Origin of the sequence: Marinibacterium profundimaris (assembly GCF_002210095.1) — a bacterium.
Classification (GTDB): domain Bacteria; phylum Pseudomonadota; class Alphaproteobacteria; order Rhodobacterales; family Rhodobacteraceae; genus Marinibacterium; species Marinibacterium profundimaris.
In genome coordinates, this window is sequence record NZ_AQQR01000006.1 from 175,103 (window position 1) to 196,450 (window position 21,348).

The 21,348-nt window shown below is 67.8% G+C and carries 20 protein-coding genes; 12 read left to right on the forward strand and 8 right to left on the reverse strand.

Annotated elements, in window-relative coordinates; all coding sequences use genetic code 11:
* Positions 1 to 25: 25 nt before the first annotated feature.
* From ATO3_RS16065 to secG, 5 genes are all read right to left on the reverse strand, one after another.
* Positions 26 to 775, reverse strand: coding sequence for a phosphate/phosphite/phosphonate ABC transporter substrate-binding protein (locus ATO3_RS16065; RefSeq protein WP_088650897.1), 750 nt, complete (start codon positions 773 to 775; stop codon positions 26 to 28).
* 7 nt (positions 776 to 782) lie between these two features.
* Positions 783 to 1,220, reverse strand: a complete 438-nt coding sequence (locus ATO3_RS16070) for a tellurite resistance TerB family protein (protein ID WP_088650898.1) — start codon at positions 1,218 to 1,220, stop codon at positions 783 to 785.
* Between the two features lie 322 nt (positions 1,221 to 1,542).
* Positions 1,543 to 2,070 carry a tellurite resistance TerB family protein gene (locus ATO3_RS16075; RefSeq protein ID WP_408630819.1) on the reverse strand — a complete coding sequence of 176 codons (528 nt, stop codon included), beginning with the start codon at positions 2,068 to 2,070 and terminating at the stop codon, positions 1,543 to 1,545.
* A gap of 334 nt (positions 2,071 to 2,404) precedes the next feature.
* Entirely contained in the window at positions 2,405 to 4,048 is a 1,644-nt protein-coding gene (locus ATO3_RS16080; RefSeq protein ID WP_088650900.1) for a CTP synthase, read from the reverse strand.
* Between the two features lie 246 nt (positions 4,049 to 4,294).
* A complete protein-coding gene (secG, locus tag ATO3_RS16085) occupies positions 4,295 to 4,663 on the reverse strand; it encodes a preprotein translocase subunit SecG (protein ID WP_088650901.1) in 369 nt (122 codons plus the stop codon).
* A gap of 209 nt (positions 4,664 to 4,872) precedes the next feature.
* Here secG and nthA point away from each other — a divergent pair, with 209 nt between their 5' ends.
* The 5 genes from nthA (at position 4,873) to ATO3_RS16110 (ending at position 8,302) form a co-directional block, all read left to right on the forward strand.
* Positions 4,873 to 5,496, forward strand: a complete 624-nt coding sequence (gene nthA / locus ATO3_RS16090) for a nitrile hydratase subunit alpha (protein ID WP_088650902.1) — start codon at positions 4,873 to 4,875, stop codon at positions 5,494 to 5,496.
* Complete coding sequence (gene nthB / locus ATO3_RS16095; RefSeq protein ID WP_088650903.1) at positions 5,493 to 6,176, forward strand: nitrile hydratase subunit beta; 684 nt, start codon at positions 5,493 to 5,495, stop codon at positions 6,174 to 6,176. The genes nthA and nthB overlap by 4 nt, the downstream gene beginning before the upstream one ends.
* Positions 6,173 to 6,493: a nitrile hydratase accessory protein gene (locus ATO3_RS16100; protein WP_088650904.1), complete on the forward strand. Its 321-nt coding sequence runs from the start codon at positions 6,173 to 6,175 to the stop codon at positions 6,491 to 6,493. The genes nthB and ATO3_RS16100 overlap by 4 nt, the downstream gene beginning before the upstream one ends.
* Positions 6,494 to 6,747: 254 nt before the next feature.
* Positions 6,748 to 8,040, forward strand: coding sequence for an adenylosuccinate synthase (locus ATO3_RS16105; RefSeq protein ID WP_088650905.1), 1,293 nt, complete (start codon positions 6,748 to 6,750; stop codon positions 8,038 to 8,040).
* A 16-nt stretch (positions 8,041 to 8,056) separates the two neighbouring features.
* A complete protein-coding gene (locus tag ATO3_RS16110; protein WP_088650906.1) occupies positions 8,057 to 8,302 on the forward strand; it encodes a DUF2842 domain-containing protein in 246 nt (81 codons plus the stop codon).
* Between the two features lie 127 nt (positions 8,303 to 8,429).
* On the opposite strand, the gene ATO3_RS16115 is transcribed toward ATO3_RS16110, so the two are convergent.
* Positions 8,430 to 10,748 (reverse strand): hypothetical protein, encoded by a 2,319-nt coding sequence (locus ATO3_RS16115; protein WP_088650907.1) that lies wholly within the window; start codon positions 10,746 to 10,748, stop codon positions 8,430 to 8,432.
* Between the two features lie 144 nt (positions 10,749 to 10,892).
* Here ATO3_RS16115 and ATO3_RS16120 point away from each other — a divergent pair, with 144 nt between their 5' ends.
* Positions 10,893 to 11,582, forward strand: coding sequence for a thiamine diphosphokinase (locus ATO3_RS16120; RefSeq protein WP_088650908.1), 690 nt, complete (start codon positions 10,893 to 10,895; stop codon positions 11,580 to 11,582).
* Here the strand turns inward: ATO3_RS16120 and ATO3_RS16125 are convergent.
* The gene (locus ATO3_RS16125; protein ID WP_088650909.1) at positions 11,539 to 12,480 is read right to left on the reverse strand and encodes a DMT family transporter; all 942 of its coding nucleotides are present in this window, start codon (positions 12,478 to 12,480) and stop codon (positions 11,539 to 11,541) included. The two genes, ATO3_RS16120 and ATO3_RS16125, sit on opposite strands and share 44 nt — an antisense overlap.
* A gap of 250 nt (positions 12,481 to 12,730) precedes the next feature.
* Entirely contained in the window at positions 12,731 to 14,104 is a 1,374-nt protein-coding gene (locus tag ATO3_RS16130; RefSeq protein ID WP_088650910.1) for an L-serine ammonia-lyase, read from the reverse strand.
* A 420-nt stretch (positions 14,105 to 14,524) separates the two neighbouring features.
* Between ATO3_RS16130 and rpiA the strand changes: the two genes are divergently transcribed.
* The 6 genes from rpiA (at position 14,525) to ATO3_RS16160 (ending at position 21,003) form a co-directional block, all read left to right on the forward strand.
* Positions 14,525 to 15,313 carry a ribose-5-phosphate isomerase RpiA gene (gene rpiA / locus ATO3_RS16135; protein WP_088650911.1) on the forward strand — a complete coding sequence of 263 codons (789 nt, stop codon included), beginning with the start codon at positions 14,525 to 14,527 and terminating at the stop codon, positions 15,311 to 15,313.
* 89 nt (positions 15,314 to 15,402) lie between these two features.
* Positions 15,403 to 16,851, forward strand: a complete 1,449-nt coding sequence (locus ATO3_RS16140; RefSeq protein WP_088650912.1) for an FAD-dependent oxidoreductase — start codon at positions 15,403 to 15,405, stop codon at positions 16,849 to 16,851.
* A gap of 62 nt (positions 16,852 to 16,913) precedes the next feature.
* On the forward strand, positions 16,914 to 18,104 hold the full coding sequence (gene hflK, locus ATO3_RS16145) for an FtsH protease activity modulator HflK (RefSeq protein ID WP_088650913.1): 1,191 nt from the start codon (positions 16,914 to 16,916) through the stop codon (positions 18,102 to 18,104).
* Complete coding sequence (gene hflC, locus ATO3_RS16150) at positions 18,104 to 19,171, forward strand: protease modulator HflC (RefSeq protein WP_088650914.1); 1,068 nt, start codon at positions 18,104 to 18,106, stop codon at positions 19,169 to 19,171. Before hflK ends, hflC begins: the two co-directional genes overlap by 1 nt.
* Positions 19,168 to 19,392, forward strand: coding sequence for a DUF2065 domain-containing protein (locus ATO3_RS16155; RefSeq protein ID WP_408630820.1), 225 nt, complete (start codon positions 19,168 to 19,170; stop codon positions 19,390 to 19,392). The genes hflC and ATO3_RS16155 overlap by 4 nt, the downstream gene beginning before the upstream one ends.
* A 219-nt stretch (positions 19,393 to 19,611) precedes the next feature.
* A complete protein-coding gene (locus ATO3_RS16160; protein ID WP_233152186.1) occupies positions 19,612 to 21,003 on the forward strand; it encodes a Do family serine endopeptidase in 1,392 nt (463 codons plus the stop codon).
* Positions 21,004 to 21,348: the final 345 nt, after the last annotated feature.

Sequence of the window (21,348 nt, forward strand, 5' to 3'; positions counted from 1 at the left end):
GTTGCCGCGACGTTGTGCCTGATTTTCAGGCAGCCGCGACCGCCGGAACCGGCGGCATCGCCTCGGCCAGGTAGGCGGCTTCGCCGTGCTGCACGAAGCCTTTCAGATGCAGCGCGTCGCGGAATGCGGGGTCAAGGCGCGCGATCGCGGCGCCGATGGCGCGCGCGATGGGCTCGGGGTCGCGGCCCTTCGCGGTGATGTAGGGCGTGCCGAGCGACGGCTCGGTCAGGCCGGCGATCTCCAGCCCCTCGGGCAACAGGCCCAGCTCGTCGAACATGGTCCAGCTGAGCAGGTCGATCCCGGCCATGTCCGCGCGTCCCTCGGCCAGCGCCCGGACGGAGGCCGCGTGCGCGCCGGTCCCGAAGATGGGGCCGGGGGTGATGCCCTGGGCGCTCAGCCAGGCCGAGGGGTTGCCCCAGCCGGATTGCGAGAACGGGTCGTTGATCGCCATGCGCGCGCCGTCGCGGGGCTCGTCCCCGCGGCGCACCACGATGGCAGAGCGGTAATGGCCCGGCGGGCAGCCCGGCAGTCCGAAATCCGGCGTGCCGACCAGCGTCACCTGGCCCCGCAGCGGGCCGCGGAAGGGCAGGGAGCAGGTCTGCGCCAGCAACAGGTCCGGTGCGCGCCAGACCGGCCAGAGATCATCGGGCCGCACCATGCGCTCGGGGCCGTGGCCCAGCTCGGCGCGGATCGCGGACCAGTAGGCATCGTTGGCCGCCTGCACCGGGGCCATGTCGTAGAACCCCAGGTAGGCGATCGCGCCGGTCTCGGTCATCTGTCGCTCATCCGGCTTCGGCCCGCTTGCGGGCCAGGTTGCTGTCCATGTCGTTGATGCCCAGCAGGCTGGCGACGACACGCAGCAGCGCGTCTTCCTCGGCCTCGCGATGGCCGTCGGTCAGGGCGATCTTCCACAGCGCCTCGATCACGGCGAGCCGCTCCTCGTAGGGGACCGCCTCCTTGATGGCGCGGGTAAAGCGGACGGTATCGGGCGCCTCCGCCTCGAGTTTCTCGGCATCTTGGCGCAAGGCGCCCGCGTCCTGCGCCGAGAGCCCGTAGCGGGTGGCCAGGATCCGGTCGATCTGCTGGATTTCGTCCGGGGCATAATAGCCATCGGTCCGTGCGACGCGCACCAGAAGGGCGGCCAGCGCGTGGCGGGCATCGGCATCGGACAGGGGCTGCGGGGCCGGTTCGGTCAGCCGGCGGATCAGATCTGAGAACATGGAACGCATATAGACCGGCCGTCCCGGTCAGGCAATCTCGGCCGCGACCCGCTGCAGGGCGTCACGGGCCGGCGCCCCGATCCGCGGCGAATGCCAGGTGATGGAGGGTAAGGGTGTCGCCGGCCGGCGCTGCCGAGGTCAGGTCAGCGCCGGCCGGGTCCTGCCCAAGCGGTGTGTCCGATGAGGACCCGGCCCGGACATGCCAGCGTCAATGGGGGTGACGGGGCGCGCTTGTGGCGGGGGCCGGCGCTCCTTGTCGCTTATCGGCCGGCGGACGGGATGACCCTTGCGGGCCGTTGCCTGTCCGGTCCGGTCCGACCGCTCAGGCCAGCGCCTGTTCGGCCCGTGCCCGGGCCGCGGCGTTGTCGGCCACCGACAGACCCAGCGCGAGGCGCGCGGTCTCGACGATGTCGGTTTCCTTCTCCTGCGCCTCGCCGTCGGCCAGGACGACCTGCCACAGCGCGGTCAGCGCTTCGCGGCGCTCCTCGGTGTCCAGCTCGGACCGGATCAGGGCGGCGAAGGTCTCGGTATCCGGGGCCTTGGCGTGCAGCTTCTCGCAGGTGGCGCGCATCTTGGCCGCCTCGACCGCGTCTAGATCGAAAAGCCGGGCAAGCACCTTGTCGATCAGGCTGATCTCCGCGAACTGGTAGTTTTCGTCGGACATGGCAATCCGCACCATCAGCGCGCCGGTTGCCAACTGCGCGTCGGGCTCCGGCAGGGGCTGCGGCTGGGTCGCGCGGAACGAATTGAGAAGCTGCGTCAGAACGGACATGGCGCTGAACTCAGTCGGAATGAGAAGCGCCGGATTGATCCGGGGCGTAGCGGGGAAGGCGAGAACGGAGCGCCACATGTGTCACCTTTAGATCGTGGATCATATGGCTTGCCAACGCTGTTATGCTTCAGGTTGTTCCGACGCTGATACAGATGCCGGCGCAAGTCCATCCCCGGCCGCTCGCCTTTTGGACGAAATTCGGCGGCGAATGCACCTTTGCCCGGTGGCGTGGAATCCGAGCAACAGGCGGCGGTGACAGCGGTTCCGAGACGGGTCGGCAACGGCCCGGCGAGGACCCTGCCACCGCGTCTTCGGAGCCTTGCTGACAAAGGGGGCGCGCGAGGATCCAGGCGGGGTCGCCTGGCCTCGCCGCCATGTCGCGCCGCGGCCCCTGTTGCCGCCCGGTCCGGTGTCAGACCAGCCGCGAGGTTTCCTTCGCCGCCCGGATGAAATCGTCGAACAGCGGATGCGGCGCGAAGGGCTTGGATTTCAGTTCCGGGTGGAACTGCACGCCCACGAACCACGGGTGATTGGCCCATTCCACGATCTCGGGCAGCCGGCCGTCGGGCGACATGCCCGAAAACTTCAGCCCCGCCTCTTCCAGCTTTTCGCGGTAGCGCAGGTCGACCTCGTAGCGGTGGCGGTGGCGTTCCTCGATCTGGGTGCAGCCGTAAATCCCGGCCACGCGCGATCCTTCGGTCAGCATGGCGTCATAGGCGCCCAGGCGCATGGTGCCGCCCTTGTCGTCATCGACCTTGCGTTCGACCTTGTGATTGCCCTGCACCCATTCCTTCAGGTGATAGACCACCGGCTCAAACCGTTTCTTGTCGGCCTCGTGATCGAATTCCTCCGATCCCGCCTTGGCGATGCCGGCCGCGTTGCGCGCCGCCTCGATCACCGCCATCTGCATGCCCAGGCAGATGCCAAGGTAGGGCACCTTATGCTCGCGCGCGAATTTCGCGGCGCGGATCTTGCCCTCGGTCCCGCGTTCGCCAAAGCCGCCGGGCACCAGGATCGCGTCGTAGCCTTCTAGGTAGGCCGCCGGGTCCTCGCGCTCGAAGAGCTCGGCGTCGACCCATTCCACGTTGACTTTCACGCGGTTCGAAATACCGCCATGGGTCAGCGCCTCGGCAATGGATTTGTAGGCGTCTTCCAGCTGGGTGTACTTGCCGACGATGGCCACGCGCACGTCGCCTTCGGGATGGGCGATCCGGTCGGCCACGTCTTCCCAGATGTCCAGCTTCGGTTTGGGCGCCGGGTGGATCTGGAACGCGTCCAGCACCGCCTGGTCCAGCCCCTCGCGGTGATAGACCAGCGGCGCCTCGTAGATGGATTTCAGGTCCAGCGCGGCGATCACCGCATCGGGGCGTACGTTGCAGAACAATGCCAGCTTCTCGCGCTCCTTGGCCGGGATCGGGCTTTCCGAGCGGCAGACCAGGATGTCGGGCGCCAGGCCGATGGAGCGCAGTTCCTTGACCGAGTGCTGGGTCGGCTTGGTCTTCAGCTCTCCGGACGCCTTGATGAAGGGCAGCAGCGTCAGATGCATGAAGATGCACTGGCCGCGCGGCTTGTCCTGGCTGAACTGGCGAATGGCTTCGAAGAAGGGCAGGCCCTCGATATCGCCGACGGTGCCGCCGATCTCGCAGAGCATGAAATCCACCTCGTCCTCGCCGATCGAAATGAAATCCTTGATCTCGTTGGTGACGTGCGGAATGACCTGGATCGTTTTGCCGAGGTAGTCGCCGCGGCGCTCCTTCTCGAGCACGTTGGAATAGATCCGGCCGGAGCTGACGCTGTCGGTCTTGCGCGCGGCGACGCCGGTGAAGCGTTCGTAATGGCCGAGGTCGAGGTCGGTCTCGGCCCCGTCATCGGTGACGAAGACCTCGCCATGTTCGAAGGGCGACATCGTGCCCGGATCGACGTTCAGGTAGGGATCGAGCTTGCGCAGCCGGACCGAATAGCCCCGTGCCTGCAGAAGCGCCCCGAGTGCGGCCGAAGCCAGCCCCTTGCCGAGGGATGATACGACACCGCCTGTAATGAAAATGAAACGCGCCATCTTTCGGCCGCCCCCGTGATTGAATGCGTATTATCTGCTCTGAGATAGCCTCAGCAGTGCCGGAACACCGCTTTACCACGGGATTTCATCCTAACAGGATTCGCCGGGCAAAGGCAAGAAAGCCGCTAGATGCTGTTGCGGCTTTTTCGCGTGAGGCAAAGTGTTGTGGACACCCTCGGCCTGCCCGGGAAGGACCCCGGGACCGGCGCGGGCGCGTCCGTTGACGTTGATGTTATGGCCCGCCGATCAGTCGGCGGTGGGTGCCAGCGGCGCGGTGTCATCCGTGCTCGGCGGCAGCAGGTCATCGGCCGAGGGCAGGGCCGGCGTGGTCGCCGGGCTGTCGTCCGTCCCGCCGATCGGCGCGCCGGCGCGGTCGATCACCGAGGTGCCGGCCGAGTTTTCGGCGGCCAGGATCGTCAGGATGATCGAGGTACAGATGAAGGCCGCCGCAAGGATCCAGGTCATCTTGGACATCGCGGTGGCCGCCGACCGGCCTGCCGTCGAGGGGCCCGACGATCCCATGCCAAGCCCGCCGCCCTCGGACCGCTGCATCAGCACGATGCCGATCAGGCTCAGGGCCAGGAGGAGATGGATGATGAGAACGACGTTTTCCATGGGGCCCCGTTTGGGTTGGTCTTCCGGATAGCAGGCTGGATCTTGATCGCGCGACATGTAGGCAAAAGAGGATCGGGGGGCAAGGGAGGAATCGGGGAAGCCGTCGTCCGGGCGCAGCTGTGCCGTCGGGGCGATGCCGGGGCAGGGACGCGGGCCGGCCTGTCCACTCCGGTCTTGCCCGGCGCACGGCGGCGGTTAAGGATGCCGCCATGGCACATGACGATCCCGATCACCCCCATGCGCTCCTGCCGCCGGACCCGGCGCTGCGGGTTCGCGCGCTTGAAACGGTCCTGACGCGCAAGGGGCTGATCGACCCTGCCGCGCTGGACGCGATCATCGACACCTATCAGAACCGGGTCGGCCCGAAGAACGGCGCCGCCGTGGTGGCCCGCGCCTGGAGCGATCCGGGCTTCCGCGCGGACCTGCTGGACGATGCGACGGCAGCGGTATCCGGGATGGGCTTTCACGGCCGGCAGGGTGAACACATCGTCGCGGTCGAGAACACGCCCGAGGTCCATAACATGGTCGTCTGCACATTGTGCAGCTGTTACCCGTGGCCCCTGCTGGGCGTGCCGCCGGCCTGGTACAAATCCGACGCCTATCGCGCCCGTGCGGTGCGCGAGCCGCGCAAGGTGCTGGCCGAGTTCGGCGTGACCCTGCCCGAGGAGACGGCGGTGCGCGTGTGGGATTCGACGGCCGAGGTCCGCTACCTCGTGCTGCCGATGCGGCCCAAGGGCACCGACGGGCTGTCCGAAGAGGCGCTGGCCGCGCTGGTCGGGCGTGACGCGATGATCGGCACGGCGCTGGCCTCGGCACCCGAGGGCGCGGCATGACCCGGGTACACGACATGGGCGGACGGTTCGGCGACGGGCCGGTCGACCCCACGGACCGCGCCTATCCGCCCCGGGCCGAGCCCTGGCAGACCCGCGCCCTGACACTGACGCTGGCGGCCGGCGCGACGGGGCTTTGGAATATCGACATGTCGCGCCGCGCCCGGGAAGCCGTGGACCCGAAGGATTACGCGCGATTCTCTTATTACGAGAAATGGCTGGCCGGCATGGCCGACCTGCTGGTCGAAACCGGCGCGGTCAGCCGCGAGGAGCTGGCCAGTGCGGGCGAAGGCCTTTCCCAATGTGATGAGCTCGACCCGAAGGCCCTGCGCGCCGAGGCGGTGCCCGGGGTTCTGGCGCGCGGCGGGCCGGCCGATCGGGACAGCGCGGTGATGCCGGTGTTCTCGCCCGGCGACGCGGTGATGACGCTGCGGCCGGCGGCCAACCGGCTGGTCGATGGCGGCCACACCCGCCTGCCGGCCTATGCCGCCGGCGCGCGCGGGCGGGTGCTGCGCTGCCATGGCGCCCATGTGCTGCCCGACAGCAACGCGCACGGGCTGGGTGAGGCGCCGGAGCCGCTTTACGCGGTGGCCTTTGCCGCATCTGAGCTGTGGGCCGCGCCGGAACATCCCCGGGACGAGGTTGTGCTGGATCTGTGGCAAAGCTACCTCTGCCCCGCATGAGCGCCCGGCCCGACCCCGTCTTTGCCGAGCCCTGGCATGCGCAGCTTTTCGCGCTGACGGTGCATCTGAACGAACAGGGGCTCTTTGCCTGGCCCGACTGGGCCGCGCGCTTCGGCGCGACGCTGAAGCGGCACGGGCTGTCCAGGGAGCTGGACGGCGGTGACGATTACTTTGCGGCCTGGCTCGAGACGCTCGAGGCGCTGCTGGACGAGGCGGGCGCCGCGCCGGGGTCGGTGGTCGAGGATCTGCGCGCGGCCTGGGAACGGGCCTACCTGATGACACCCCATGGGGATCCGGTGCACCTGGCGGAGAGCTGAGGATCGCCTCCGGACCGCTCCCGCCCACCCACCCCGCGCTCCGGAGGCGATCCGGCAGGGCCCAGGCGCACCGCTTGGGGCCGAGGGCAGGGCGCGTCTCGCGGGGTGGGCGGGCGGGAGCGTGACGCGCCCTGCCCGGTGTCGGGGCCGCGACACAGACCCGCCATGCGCCCGTCAATCCGAAATTCCGGTTTCGCTGACGGCGCCCCACCGATATAGGGGCCGGGTTCAAACCCCAGAAGCGGGAGAAGGTCATGGCAAACGTCGTCGTCGTCGGCGCCCAGTGGGGCGACGAGGGGAAAGGCAAGATCGTGGACTGGCTGAGCGAGCGTGCCGATGTGATCGCGCGCTTCCAGGGCGGTCACAACGCCGGCCATACGCTGGTTATCGACGGCAAGGTCTACAAGCTGCACGCGCTGCCGTCGGGCGTTGTCCGCTCCGGCAAGCTGTCGATCATCGGCAACGGCGTCGTGCTCGACCCTTGGCACCTGATCAAGGAAATCGCCACGATTCGCGAGCAGGGTGTCGAGATCACGCCCGAGACCCTGATGATCGCGGAGAACACGCCGCTGATCCTGCCGATTCACGGCGAGCTCGACCGCGCCCGCGAGGCGCAGAATTCCGTGGCCAAGATCGGCACCACCGGCCGCGGCATCGGCCCGGCCTACGAGGACAAGGTCGGCCGCCGCTCGGTCCGCGTCGCGGATCTGGCCGACGATGCGACGCTGGAGCTGCGGGTCGACCGCGCGCTGGTGCACCACGACGCGCTGCGCCGGGGCCTCGGGCTGGAACCCGTCGACCGTGACGCGCTGATCGCCAGCCTCAAGGAGCTTGCGCCGCAGATCCTGCCCTTCGCCGCGCCGGTCTGGAAGGAAATGCACGATCGCCGCCGCGCGGGCGAACGCATCCTGTTCGAGGGCGCGCAGGGCTCACTGCTGGACATCGACTTCGGCACCTATCCCTACGTGACCTCGTCCAACGTGATCGCCGGACAGGCCGCCACCGGCACCGGTGTCGGCCCCGGCGCGATCGATTTCGTCCTGGGCATCGTCAAGGCCTACACCACCCGCGTGGGCGAAGGCCCGTTCCCGACCGAGCTGACCGACGAGACCGGCCAGCGGCTGGGCGAGCGGGGCCATGAATTCGGCACCACCACGGGGCGCAAGCGCCGCTGCGGCTGGTTCGATGCGGTCCTCGTGCGCCAGACCTGCGCGCTCTCGGGGATCAACGGCATCGCGCTGACCAAGCTTGACGTGCTCGACGGCTTCGAGACGCTCAAGATCTGCACCGGCTACGAGCTTGACGGCAAGCTGATCGACCACCTGCCCACGGCCGCCGATCACCAGGCCCGCGCCACCCCGATCTACGAGGAGATGCCGGGCTGGGAGGAATCGACCGAAGGCGCGCGCAGCTGGGCGGACCTGCCGGCCAACGCGATCAAGTACGTGCGCCGCGTCGAGGAACTGATCGGCTGCAACGTCGCGCTGCTTTCGACCTCGCCGGAGCGTGATGATACGATCCTGGTGACCGACCCCTTCGCCGACTGACCAAAGCGGACCAACGATGACCGACAAGCCCGCCCTGAGCTACAAGGCCCGCCGCCGCTGGGCGCTGGTGATCCTGCTCGTCGGCCTGCCGCTTTACGCGGTGGTGGCGGTGAGCGTGATGAACTGGCTCGGCCGGCCGCCGATCCTGGTGGAATTGCTGGTCTATGTCGTGCTGGGCGTGCTTTGGGCGCTGCCCTTCCGGTTCATCTTCCGGGGCGTGGGCAAGGACGATCCGGGATCGGATGATCCGCCGGCCCCGTGATACTGCGAACGGCCCTGCCGGGGGCATCGAGACTGAAAGAAAGAAAAGCGCCCTGCCGGATCTCCCGCAGGGCGCTTTTTCATGCCGGCGTCTTGATCTCGGGACGCGGCGCCTGGGCGCCGGTGTCTCAGCCCGTCGCCTTGTGGGCCGGGCGATAGCCGATCTGTTCGGAGGCGGTGAACCGCCCGCCCGAGGTCTTCTCGATTTTTCCTTCGCGCAGCAGCTGGCCGAAGGTGCGCAGCCCGTCCTCGCGGTTGAACCCGGTGGTCGAGGCCTGCTTGACGCGGGTCATCAGCTGCGGGCGCGAGAATTGCTCCCAGCCCTCCACGAAGGACATGTAGGCGGCGGCAGCTTCCAGCAGCTCGCTCAGCTCGCGCGCGCCGACCTCGTTGGCGAAGGCTGCAAAGCCGCCCGGGGTGCCGCCTTCGGGGTCCGACACGGCCTGGGCCGCGACGCGGCGCGGGCGGATCGGGCCGCGCTGGGGCCGGGTCGTGTCTGCATCGACGCGCTGTTCGGCCACCAACTTCAGCGGCGCGGCGCGATCCGCGGTCTCGGGGCGGCGCGGACGGCTGCCGATGCCGGAGGTTTCGGGGCGGCGCGGGCGCACGACGCTGGCCAGATCCTCGCGATAGGCCTCGTCCTCGCGCGGCAGGAGCCGCTTCGCACCCTCTTCTGCGCCCAGCGTTTCCTCTGCCTCGGCGGCGGCGACGGCGGCGCGCAGATGCGAATAGGCCTCGCGGCGCGACGAGGATTCGGGCTCGTGCATCTTGGTGTCGGCTTCGGCCATCAGCCGGTTCACGTCGGGCCGCGCGCCCTCGATCACCTCGGAGCCCCGGTGGCGGTCGTGGCGTTCGGCACTGGTCCGCACTCGCGGAGCCTTTTCGTCGGGCGGGTTCAGCGCGGCCTGCGCCTCTGCCAGTTCGGCGGCAACGGCGTCAAGCTCAGCCTGCAGGTCCGCCTCGTCCGCGGCCGACAGCGAGGATTTCAGCTGTTCGGGTTCGGCGGCCGGCTCTTTCGCGGCAGACGCATCCGGCGCGGGCGCATCGGCTGTCGCGGCGGTCTCCTCGACCTCTTCCAAAGTGCCCGATGCAACGGCCTCTTCCAGGGCGGCGCGCTTGACCTTGATGACACGGGTCACCGGGCCGCTGGCGGCGGCCTGAACGCCCGCTTCCACGGCATCGCCGCGCGGGCCCAGCTCTCCGAGGATGTTCCGGATGGCCTCGTCGTCGGCCTGGTCGTCCTCGTCGTCCCTGTCCCAGTCGATGGTGCGGAAGACGTTGGCCTCGTCCTCTTCGGGCGTCTCGGCGGTGTCCGCATCGGTGGCGTCCCGGGTCTTGGGGGCGTCGGCCGGATCGGCAGCATAGGTGGAGGTCAGCGTGAGCGGTTCGACCTCGGCCATCTCGGCGGAGGGGGCGGGCACATCCTCGGGGTCGGGTTGCAGCGGTGCGTCCAGCTCGAAGGCTTCGGCGGACAGCTCTTCGGGCGTGTCGCCGGCATCCTCGCCGGCGGTCTCGTTCAGCGGTGCGGCGAAGGCCTCCTCGTAGGCGGCATCACTGGCCGCGTAATCCGCCTCGTAGGCGTCGTCGAGGCTGTCGGAAAAGCTGTCATCGATCGGCGCATCGGCCATGTCCCGGGGGGCATAGGTCGACGATTGCGGCGCGTAGAGCGCTGTGCTGACGGCGTCGAGCGTGCTTTCGTCGGGATCGATCGCTTCGGCCGCTGCGGCGAGGATCTCTTCCTCCCGGGCGGTGTCGGCCAGTTCGGCCGCCTGCGCCGGCAGATCCGCGCCGACGGTCCCCGGGGTCGGGTCTGCCTGTTCGAAACTGCCGTATTGGGTGTTCTCGAAAGAGGTGACGTTGCCCCCGGTCCCCGGTGCCGGGGCCGCGTCGAAGGCGGTCTCTTCGATCTCGGGCGCGGTTGTCTCCTTGCGGTCGACCACGGCGCGGATCCGGGCGAGCTTGTCAGCGAGGTTGTCGGCCATGGGCGCCAGCACGACCCGTGCGTCGACATCTTCGGCCTCGGGCATGTCCTCGGCGGTATCGTCCTGCACAAGGTCTTCGGGGTAGGCGGTGCCGGAGGGCATGTGCGCCGCTTCGGCCGGGGCTCCGGGGGCCGTGGCGGGGGACGCCGGCTGCGCGGCCACGGGGGCGGCGGGGGCCGGAGCAGGCTGTGGCGCAGGCGCCGGGGCGGGGTCCGTCGCGCGCAGCAGGATACCGGTGCCGTCGCTGTGGGCATCGACCCGGCGCGAGATCTCGCGCTGGGCGATTCGGGCCAGCATGTCGGCATCGGGCTGCGGCGGCTCGGCCCCGAAGTAGCGGTCGTCGGCGGCCAGGTCGCGGAAATACTCCGCTATGGCCTTCATCGTGCCGAAGGCGTCGTCGAACCCTTCCAATGTGCAGGAAAACGTCCCATAGGATACCGTCAGGATCTTGTTCGTCTGCACCATTTTCTCATCCTCATCAGCTCGGCCTCGTCTCCATGGCACCCATTTACCAACATAGTCGCGGCGGGAGCGGATCGAATCTGTGCTGAAACACGTATCATTTCGTGGCCAAATTATGGCCGTTTCCCAAAACTGCATTAAGATCGCATGACCGAAACACTTGTCGAAACACCCGATCTGGTCACTCTCGTGGGAGGAGGCGACGTCTCGGCGGAAGATCTGGACCTCGCGTTGTCCCATGCCCCGGTGCTTGTCGCTGCCGATAGTGGCGCGGATGCGGCTCTGGCGCAAGGGAGGGCCCCGGTCGCGGTGATCGGGGATCTCGATTCCCTGTCAGACAGGGCGCGGGCAACGCTGGGAGAGCAGCGTCTGCATCACCTGCCAGAGCAGGAAAGCACGGATTTCGACAAGGCGCTGCGCAGCATCGCGGCGCCGATGGTTCTGGCGGTGGGCTTTCTGGGCGCGCGCGTGGATCACCAGCTGGCGGTGTTCAACGTGCTGGTCCGGCGCGCGGACCTGCCCTGCGTGCTGATCGGCCCCGAAGAGGTGGTCTTTGCCGCCCCGCCCGCCATCGCGCTGGCGCTGGCGCTCGAGGCGGGCGATGTCGTCTCGCTGTTCCCGATGCGGCAGGTGACGGGCCGGTCGAGCGGGCTGACCTGGCCCATCGAGGGGCTGGACTTTGCCCCCGACGGGCGTGTCGGCACATCGAACCGGGCCGACGGGGCCGCGGTGCTGGAATTCGACGGGCCCGGCATGCTGGTCATCCTGCCGCGCAACCGGCTGGAGACGGTGATCACTGCGCTGGCTTCTCCGCAGGCTCCATCTCGGGCTCGGTGAGCCGGGCGCGGGCGCGCTGGGTCGCCTGTTCGCGCATCACCACGTAAAGCCCGGCGCCCACGGTGATCAGGATCCCGACCGTGGCCATGGTATTGGGCAGGTCGCCGAAGATCGCGAAACCGGCGATCGTCGCCACCGGGATCTCAAGGTATTGCATCGGCGCCAGCGTGGCCGAGGGCGCGAAGCGCAGCGCCCAGGTCATCAGCAGATGCGCGCCGGTGCCCAATGCACCGATCGCCAACAGCAGCCAGACCGAATCCGGCGGCAGCGCGGTCAGGTCGATCTCGTGCCCATCCAGATGGGTGGCAACGACGAAGGGCAGGATCAGGATGGTGGCCATGAGCCCGTTGACGGCCTGCAGCCCGATCGGATCGGTGGCGTGTGCGATCCGGCGGGTGATCAGCATGAAGAAGGAGAAGGTGACCGCCACGCCCACCGGCAGCAGCGCGTACCAGCCGACATCGGCAAAGCTGGGCTGGATCACCAGCAACGTGCCGACGAAGCCGGCGCCGCAGGCCAGCAGCCGCCGCGGGCCCACCTCTTCTCCCAGAAGCCAGTGGCCAAGCAGAAGCATCAGGAAGGGCATCACGAAGGCGATGGCAACGGCATCGGCCAGCGGCATGAATTTCAGCGCGGTGAACATCGCACCGATCCCGGCCATGTGCAGGCAGGTCCGGACCCAGGCCAGCCGCAGGACCAGCCCCTGCATCCGCCATGTCCGCCCGGTCGCCGCGACCAGCGGAATCAGGATCGCTGCCTGCATCGCGAAGCGGATCAGCAGCAGTTCGGTGATGCCGACGCGCGTTCCCAGAAGCTTGGCCGTGGCATCGCCAAGCGGCGCCACCACGCAGAAGCCAAGCATGAGAAGAATGCCCAGGACGGGCCGATCCGTTTGCATGGCAACGACGCTAGGAAGAGGGCCGTCCGAATGCAAGCAGGGGTTGTTCTGACGTAGGGGCGGAATTTCTGGAATTGAAAAGTCTTCGGCGGGAATACGCCGTTTCGTTCACGTACGGGCCTCGTGATCACGACAATCCTACGCGGTCAGGAGGAAAGCGTCTGCCCGGAGCGGGGCCCGCGCCCCGGGACGGCCCCAACACTCCTGGCGACTCTCCGGGCCTGATCGCAGCGCCGGGGCGCGCCTGACGTCAGCAGTTCGGCACGTTCACGGCCAGCCCGCCCAGCGAGGTTTCCTTGTATTTCTCGTGCATGTCATGGCCGGTCTGGCGCATCGTCTCGATACAGGCGTCCAGCGGCACCATGTGCGCGCCGTCGCCGCGCAGCGCGAGGCTGGCGGCCGACACGGCCTTGATCGCGCCCAGCCCGTTGCGCTCGATGCAGGGCACCTGCACCAGGCCCTTCACCGGGTCACAGGTCATGCCCAGGTGATGCTCCAGCGCGATCTCGGCGGCGTTTTCCACCTGTTCGGGCGTGCCGCCCATCACCGCGCAAAGGCCGGCGGCCGCCATGGCCGAGGCGCTGCCGACCTCGGCCTGGCACCCCGCCTCGGCCCCGCTGATCGAGGCATTGTATTTCACCAGCCCGCCGATGGCGGCGGCGGTCAGCAGGAAATCTTCGACACGGGCCTGGCTCGCCCCCGGCACATGGTCCAGGTAGTAGCGGACGACTGCGGGCACCACGCCCGCCGCACCGTTGGTCGGCGCGGTGACGACCTGGCCGCCGGCGGCGTTTTCCTCGTTGACCGCCATGGCATAGGCGCTCATCCAGTCGTTGATCGTATGCGGCGGGGTCAGGTTCAGACCGCGCTCGGCCTGCAGCGCGTCGTGGATCTTCTTCGCGCGGCGCCGGACCTTCAGCCCGCCGGGCAGGATGCCGTCATTCTCCAGCCCCCGGTCGATGCAGCCGTTCATCACCTCCCAGATCCGGGCGACACCGGACTTCAGCGCCTCCGGCGACCGGCGCGTGCCCTCGTTGGCGCGCTTCAGCTCGGCGACCGTGCGGCCCGTCTCGCGACACATCTGCAGCATCTCGGCGGCGGATTTGAACGGGTAGGGGACGGGGGCGCCGTCGTCGGTGTCCTTGCCGGCGGCCAGTTCCGCCTCGGTCAGGACAAAGCCGCCGCCTACGGAGTAATAGGTCTCCGACAGGGTGACATCGCCCTGCGCATCGGTGGCCATGAGGATCATGCCGTTGGCATGGCCCGGCAGCGCGCGGTCGTAATCGAAGATCAGGTCATTGGCGGGCGCGAAGTTGAGCCGCCCCAGCACCTCGGGCGTGACCGTGCCGGTCGCGCCGATCTCGGCCAGCGCAGTTTCGGCGGCCTCGGCATCGTAAGTCTCGGGGACGAAACCCGCCAGCCCCAGGATCACGGCCCGGTCGGTGGCATGGCCCACGCCGGTAAACGCCAGCGAGCCATGCAGCGAGGCGCGCAGCCCGGCGAAATGGAAGGGCGAGGCGCGCATCAGGTCGAGAAACCGTGCCGCCGCGACCATCGGGCCCATCGTGTGGGATGACGACGGGCCGACGCCCACCTTGAACATGTCGAAGACGGAAAGAAACATCAGTTGGCTCTTTTGCTGGGATGGTCGTCTGGAAGGGGCGCGGCTTTGCAACCCGGGACGGGCGCGTTCCTGTCGGCGCTGGTGCCGGGCGTCGGCACATGGTCCCCAGACCCGCCTGGGATCCCCGGAGGCACGATCCGCGACGCGGCACCTGGTCCGCTATGCAATCCATTGCTCATGTGCTTCTCCTGTCGCCGCCGACGCGCCCGCGCGCGTCAGAAAACGACCAGCCGTCGGCCAAATTCGCAACCCGCGCCTTCAACCCAAGTCTTCATCTTTTCCCGAATACCTCATAATCGACGCCGGCCACGGTCACGAGGCCGTCAAATGAGGCAATCCGCCCGGTCACTTCCCCTCGCACCCGGCGCCGGAACACCTTATAACGGTTCGAAACCCGCAAAGATCCGCAGAGGACCCGCCATGACCGGAGAGCTCTCCCCCATCGACAAGGCCAAGTTCGTGGCCGCCCGCCGCGCCGCCGACCTCGTCGAGGACGGGATGCGCGTCGGCCTCGGCACCGGCTCCACCGCCGCCTGGCTGGTGCGCTGCCTGGGAGAGATGGTGCGCCAGGACGGGCTGAAGCTGCGCGGCGTGCCGACCTCGACCCGCACCGCCGAACTGGCGCGCAGCGTGGGGATCGAGGTGATCTCGCTCGACGAGGCCAAGTGGCTGGACCTGACGATCGACGGCGCGGACGAGTTCGACGCCGATCTCAACCTGATCAAGGGCGGCGGCGGCGCGCTGCTGCAGGAGAAGATCGTGGCCACCGCGTCCGATCACATGGTCGTCATCGCCGACGCCGCGAAAGAGGTCGAGGCGCTGGGCAATTTCCCCCTGCCGGTGGAGGTCATTCCCTTCGGCTGGCAGACCACGCAGTCGCTGGTCGAGGAAACCCTGGTGTCCATGGACGTCATGGGCCGGACCGCGACGCTGCGGATGAACGGCCACGAGCCTTATGTCACCGACGAGGGCAACCACATCCTGGACCTGCACCTGGGGCGCATCGGCAACCCGCGGCAGGTGGCGATGATGCTCAACCAGATCCCCGGCGTGGTTGAAAACGGGCTCTTCATCGATATCTGTGACACCGTGATCATCGGCTACGGCGACGGTCGGGTCGAGACGCGGGACATCAACCAGGGCACGGTGGAACATGACAGGCTGGATTTCGTGGAAACGGACAACCTGTTCACCGATCTTGCCGACTGAGCGGCCGCGATACGGCCGGTCACCGAACCGAAAAGGGGCTGGCACCGGGCGGATGTGCCGACCGACTGCGCTGACCGAAGGGACTATCCATGAGCTTTGATTTCGATCTGTTCGTCATTGGCGGCGGCTCCGGCGGTGTGCGGGCGGCGCGCGTGGCGGCGGGCGACACCGGCGCGAAGGTCGGCCTGGCCGAGATGGACCGGTACGGCGGCACCTGCGTGATCCGCGGCTGCGTGCCGAAGAAGCTGATGGTCTTCGCCTCGTCCTACGCGCCCATGGTCGAAGAGGCACGCGCCTACGGCTGGTCGATGGAGGCCGGCACCTTCAGCTGGGAGCAGTTCCACGGCACGCTGGAACAGGAGCTCGACCGCCTCGAAGGGGTCTACCGCAAGCTGCTGGACGGGTCCGGCGTGCAGAAATTCGATGCCCGCGCGGTCATCAAGGACGCCCATACGGTCGAACTCTCGACCGGCGAAAGCTTTACCGCAAAGCACATCCTGATCGCCACGGGCGGTCGTCCTTTGCGGCCCGAGCTGACCAATGCCAATCTCGGCCTGGTGTCGGACGACATCTTTCACCTGCCGGAACTGCCGAAGAAGATCCTGATCGTCGGCGGCGGCTATATTGCCTGCGAATTCGCCTGCATCCTCAACGGGCTCGGGGTCGAGGTGACGCAATTCTACCGTGGCGCCCAGATCCTGCGCGGGTTCGACGACGAGGCGCGCGGCCTGATCGCCGAGCAGATGCAGGGAAACGGGATCGACCTGCAGGTCGGCACCGACATCCTGGAATTGCGCCATGCCGCCGAGGACGAGATCGCCGGCAAGTCCAAGGCCGCGGGTCTGGGCGCGCCGATGAACGAGGCCAGTTACGGCCGGATCGACAACGGTCCCGAGGGTCCGCTCTGGGTCAAATGCACCAATGGCACCGAGGCGGTCTTCGATCATGTCTTCTTTGCCACCGGCCGGGCGCCGAACACGGCGGACATGGGGCTGGAAGAGGTCGGCGTGACGCTTGGCCGCAACGGCGCCGTGCAGGTCGACGACTACAGCCAGACCTCGGTCCCGTCGATCTACGCGATCGGCGACGCGACCGACCGGGTGAACCTGACGCCCGTGGCGATCCGCGAGGGCATGGCCTTCGTCGAGACGGTGTTCAAGGCCAACCCGACGCCCGTGGATCACGACCTGATCCCGAGCGCGGTCTTCACCCAGCCCGAGATGGGGACCATCGGCCTGACCGAGGAACAGGCAGCCGACCAGGAGCCGATCGAGGTCTATTCGACCAGCTTCCGGCCGATGCAATCCGCCTTTGCGGGCAGCACCGGACGGGTGATGATGAAGCTGATCGTCTCGAAGGAAACGCGCAAGGTGCTGGGCTGTCATATCGTCGCGCCCGGCGCGGGAGAGATGATCCAGCTGGCCGGTATCGCGGTCAAGATGGGTGCGACGAAGGAAGACTTTGACCGAACGGTTGCGGTTCATCCAACAATGTCGGAAGAAATCGTGACGATGAAAAGCCCGACCCGGACAGCTTGATTTCCTGGCAATTCTGCACAGGTTCAGGTCCATCCGGTTGAGGGCACGAGAGGGAAAGACGCATGGCAGGTAACAACGGCGGCCCCTGGGGAGGCGGCGGCGGCTCCGGCGGGGGTAATCGCGGAAACGACAACGGCGGCGGTGGCGATCGCAAAGGCGGCGGCAACGGTGGCGGCGGTGGTCCGCGCCGGCCCGGCGGCGACGGCGGACCCCCGATCCCCGAGATCGACGACCTGATGCGCAAGGGCCAGGAACAGCTGCGCGTGCTCATGGGCGGGCGCGGCAATGGCGGCCGGGGCAACGGTTCCGGCGGCAGTGGCGGTGGCGGAGGTCCGGCCTTCGGCAAGGGTACCCTGCTGCTTGGCGGTGCCGCGGCGGTGGTCCTTTGGGGCCTGGCCAGCTTCTACACCGTGCGACCCGACGAACAATCGGTCGAACTGTTCCTCGGGCGCTTCAGCCAGATCGGCAACCCGGGCCTGAACTTCGCTCCCTGGCCGCTGGTGACCGCAGAGGTCATCACCGTGACCCGCGAACGCACCGAAGAGATCGGCGTGGGCTCTGGCCGCACCGATGCCGGGCTGATGCTGACCGGCGACGAGAACATCGTCGACATCGACTTCCAGGTGGTCTGGAACATCTCGGACCCGGCGCAGTACCTCTTCAACCTGCGGGACCCCAGCCAGACGATCGACGCGGTCTCTGAATCGGCGATGCGCGAGATCATCGCGCAATCCGAGCTGGCGCCGATCCTCAACCGTGACCGCGGGCTCATCGCCTCGCGGCTCGAAGAGCTGATCCAGTCGACGCTCGACAGCTATGGCAGCGGCGTGAACATCATCCGTGTCAACTTTGACAAGGCCGACCCGCCCGCGCCGGTGATCGACGCCTTCCGCGACGTGCAGGCGGCGGAACAGGAACGTGACCGGCTGCGCAACGTGGCGGACGCTTATGCCAACCGGGTTCTGGCCGAGGCCCGCGGTGAAGCCGCGCAGCTGATCGAGGAGGCCGAAGGCTATCGCGCCCAGGTGGTCAACGAGGCCCAGGGTGAGGCCAGCCGCTTCGAGGCGGTTCTGGAGGAATACCAGAAGGCCCCGGAAGTGACGCGCAAGCGCCTGTACCTCGAAACGATGGAGCAGGTCCTTGGCGGTCTGGACAAGATAATTCTCGATGAAAACGGCGGCGGTTCGGGACAGGGCGTGGTGCCCTACCTGCCGCTCAATGAACTTCGCCGGCAGAGCGGGGGAGACCAGTGATGCGCAAGACGACCTTCATCCTCCCCGCCATCGTGATCCTCGTGGCGCTGTTCATGTCGTCCCTCTTCATCGTGGATGAACGGCAAAAGGCGCTGGTACTGCAATTTGGACGCGTCGTTTCGGTCAAGGAAGACCCGGGCCTCGCCTTCAAGATCCCGCTGATCCAGGAAGTTGCCCGCTACGACGACCGGATCCTGTCGATCGACGTCGATCCGCTCGAGATCACGCCGCTCGACGATCGCCGCCTCGTGGTCGACGCCTTCGCCCGCTACCGGATCGCCGACGTGAACCGGTTCCGCGAGGCCACCGGCGCCTCGGGCGACACCGCCCTGCGCATGGCCGCGGCACGGCTCGATTCGATCCTGCGCGCCCAGACCCGGGAAGTGCTGGGTTCGGTCACCTCGGACGAGATCCTGAGCTCGGACCGCTTCGCGCTGATGCTGCGGATCCGCAACGGCGCCATCGGACAGGCCGAGGATCTCGGGCTAGAGGTCATCGACGTGCGGCTCAAGCGCACCGACCTGCCGACGCAGAACCTTGAAGCCACCTTCGAGCGGATGCGCGCCGAACGTGAACGCGAAGCCACGGACGAACGGGCCCGAGGTAACGAGGCCGCGCAGCGGATCCGCGCCCAGGCCGACCGGACCGTGGTCGAGCTGACATCGGAAGCGCAGCGCGAGGCCGAGATCGTCCGCGGTGAAGCCGATGCCCAGCGGAACGGGATCTTTGCCGAGGCCTTCGGGCAGGACGAGGAATTCTTCGAATTCTACCGCTCGCTGACCGCCTATACCCGGGCGCTGCGGGGCGAGAACTCGTCGATGGTGATTTCGCCCGACGGTGAGTTCTTCGACTATCTCCGCTCGCCCACCGGCGGCCGTGAGATTACTCCGAGTGCCCCGCGCCCCGAAGAAGAGGTGCAGGCCGAGGAAGACGCTGCTCTCGAATCGGCGCAGGAGGCCCTGGAAGAGACCGAGGCCGAAAGCCAGACCGAGGAAGAGGCAGAGACCAGCGTCGACAACTTCGAGGAGACGCAGGCCGAGGACGCCGAAGAGGGCGTGAACGATTGATCGCCACCGCGCTTCTTGCGATGGGATTGGTGCTCGTGACGGAGGGGCTGGCCTGGTGGCTGGCCCCTTCGCTTGTGGAGCGCCTTTTGGAAATGATGCGCAACCTGCCGTTGCAGGCCCGTCGGCAGCTTGGTCTGCTGGCGGTCGTGTCGGGGTTGATCCTGCTCTGGACCGCCCATTGGCTGGGGGCGCAAATCCTTGGCGGAACGCCGTTGATGTGACATAACCGTCACGCGCAAGTGAAGTTTTGCGCGCGGTGGGGGTCTTTCGGTCGGCGTTGCTGTCGGGATACTGGGGAAAATCATCCAGTCGGGTCGGAGGAGCAGACACGGCCCGTCAAACCACAAAGGAGAATGCAGAGAATGCAGCTTCAGACATCGACGCTGACACGCTGGACCCCGCAACGGGCCTTCAATGCGTTGGGGTTCGTGGTGCTCGCCATGGCCCTCATGCTGGCCCAGGCCGTGTCGTCGCAAACCCGCCCGGACAGCCTTGCGCCGCTGGCGGACCAGGTCAGCCCCGCCGTGGTGAACATCACCACCTCCACCGTCGTCGAAGGCCGCACCGGCCCGCAGGGCATCGTGCCCGAGGGGTCGCCCTTCGAGGATTTCTTCCGTGAATTCCAGGACCGCAACGGTGGCGAGGGCCGCCGGCCGCGCCGCTCATCGGCGCTGGGATCCGGCTTTGTCATCTCCGAAGACGGCTATGTCGTCACCAACAACCACGTCATCGAAAGCGCCGACGAGATCACCATCGAATTCTTCGACGGCGACGAACTGCAGGCCACCGTCGTGGGCACCGACCCCAACACCGACATCGCCCTGCTGAAGGTCGAGACGGACGAGCCGCTGCCCTTCGTCAATTTCGGCGACAGTGACACGGCCCGCGTCGGCGACTGGGTGATCGCGATGGGCAACCCGCTGGGCCAGGGCTTCTCGCTTTCGGTCGGGATCGTCTCGGCACGCAACCGGGCGCTGTCGGGCAGCTACGACGACTACATCCAGACCGACGCCGCCATCAACCGCGGCAACTCGGGCGGGCCGCTGTTCAACATGGACGGCGAAGTCGTCGGCGTGAACACCGCGATCCTGTCGCCCAACGGCGGCTCGATCGGCATCGGTTTCTCGATGGCGTCGAACGTGGTGACCCGCGTGGTCGACCAGCTGCGCGAATACGGCGAAACCCGCCGCGGCTGGCTGGGTGTCCGCATCCAGGACGTCACCGACGAGATCGCCGAAGCCATGGGCCTGGAACAGGCCTCCGGCGCGCTGATCACCGACGTGCCCGAGGGCCCGGCCAAGGAAGCCGGCCTGCTGGCCGGTGACGTGATCATGACCTTCGACGGCAAGGACGTCGAAGATACCCGTGGCCTCGTCCGCCAGGTCGGCAACACCGACATCGGCAAGTCGGTCCGTGTCGTGGTCTTCCGCGACGGCGGCACCGAAACGGTCCTGGTCACCCTGGGCCGCCGCGAGGAAGCCGAGCGGACCGTGCCCGCCGCCATGGAGCAGATGGAGGACGCGCCGGCCGAGCGTGAGATCCTCGGCCTGACCCTGTCGACCCTGACCGAGGAGATGCGCGCCGAGCTGGGCATTCCCGAGGGCCAGGACGGGCTGGTCGTGGTCGACGTGGACGAGACCTCGGAAGCCTACGAAAAGGGCCTGCGCGCCGGTGACCTGATCACCGAGGCCGGCCAGCAGAAGGTCGAGACCCTCGCCGCGCTGGACGAACGCATCGAGGAGGCGACCGAAGCCGGGCGCAAGTCGCTCCTGCTTCTGGTCCGCCGTGGTGGCGACCCGCGCTTCGTGGCCATCAGCCTCGAAGACAGCTGATCCTGCCGCCCCCCGGCCTTCGGGGGGCGACACGCCCTGACGCGGGTCCGCGTCAGGAAGCAAGAAAGAAAGCCATGTGCTGCGAGGCACATGGCTTTTTCAGTCGAGGTCTGAGGGGAGAGAGACGCGACTGCCGCCCTGGGCTGGGACCAGACCGGACCCCGGAGATGTCGGTTCGCCGGTGATGCAGGCCGGATCGAAATGCTCCGGCGGTGCTGGCGGCCCGGTCATCGACGAAATGGTCGCTCCGGGGAAGGGCGGTGTCGCGGGTAATGTCCTTTCGGGTCTGTCGCTTGGGGTTGAAAGTCTTGGTCCGGCGCACGCGGCCTTCGGGAGGAGAAGTCC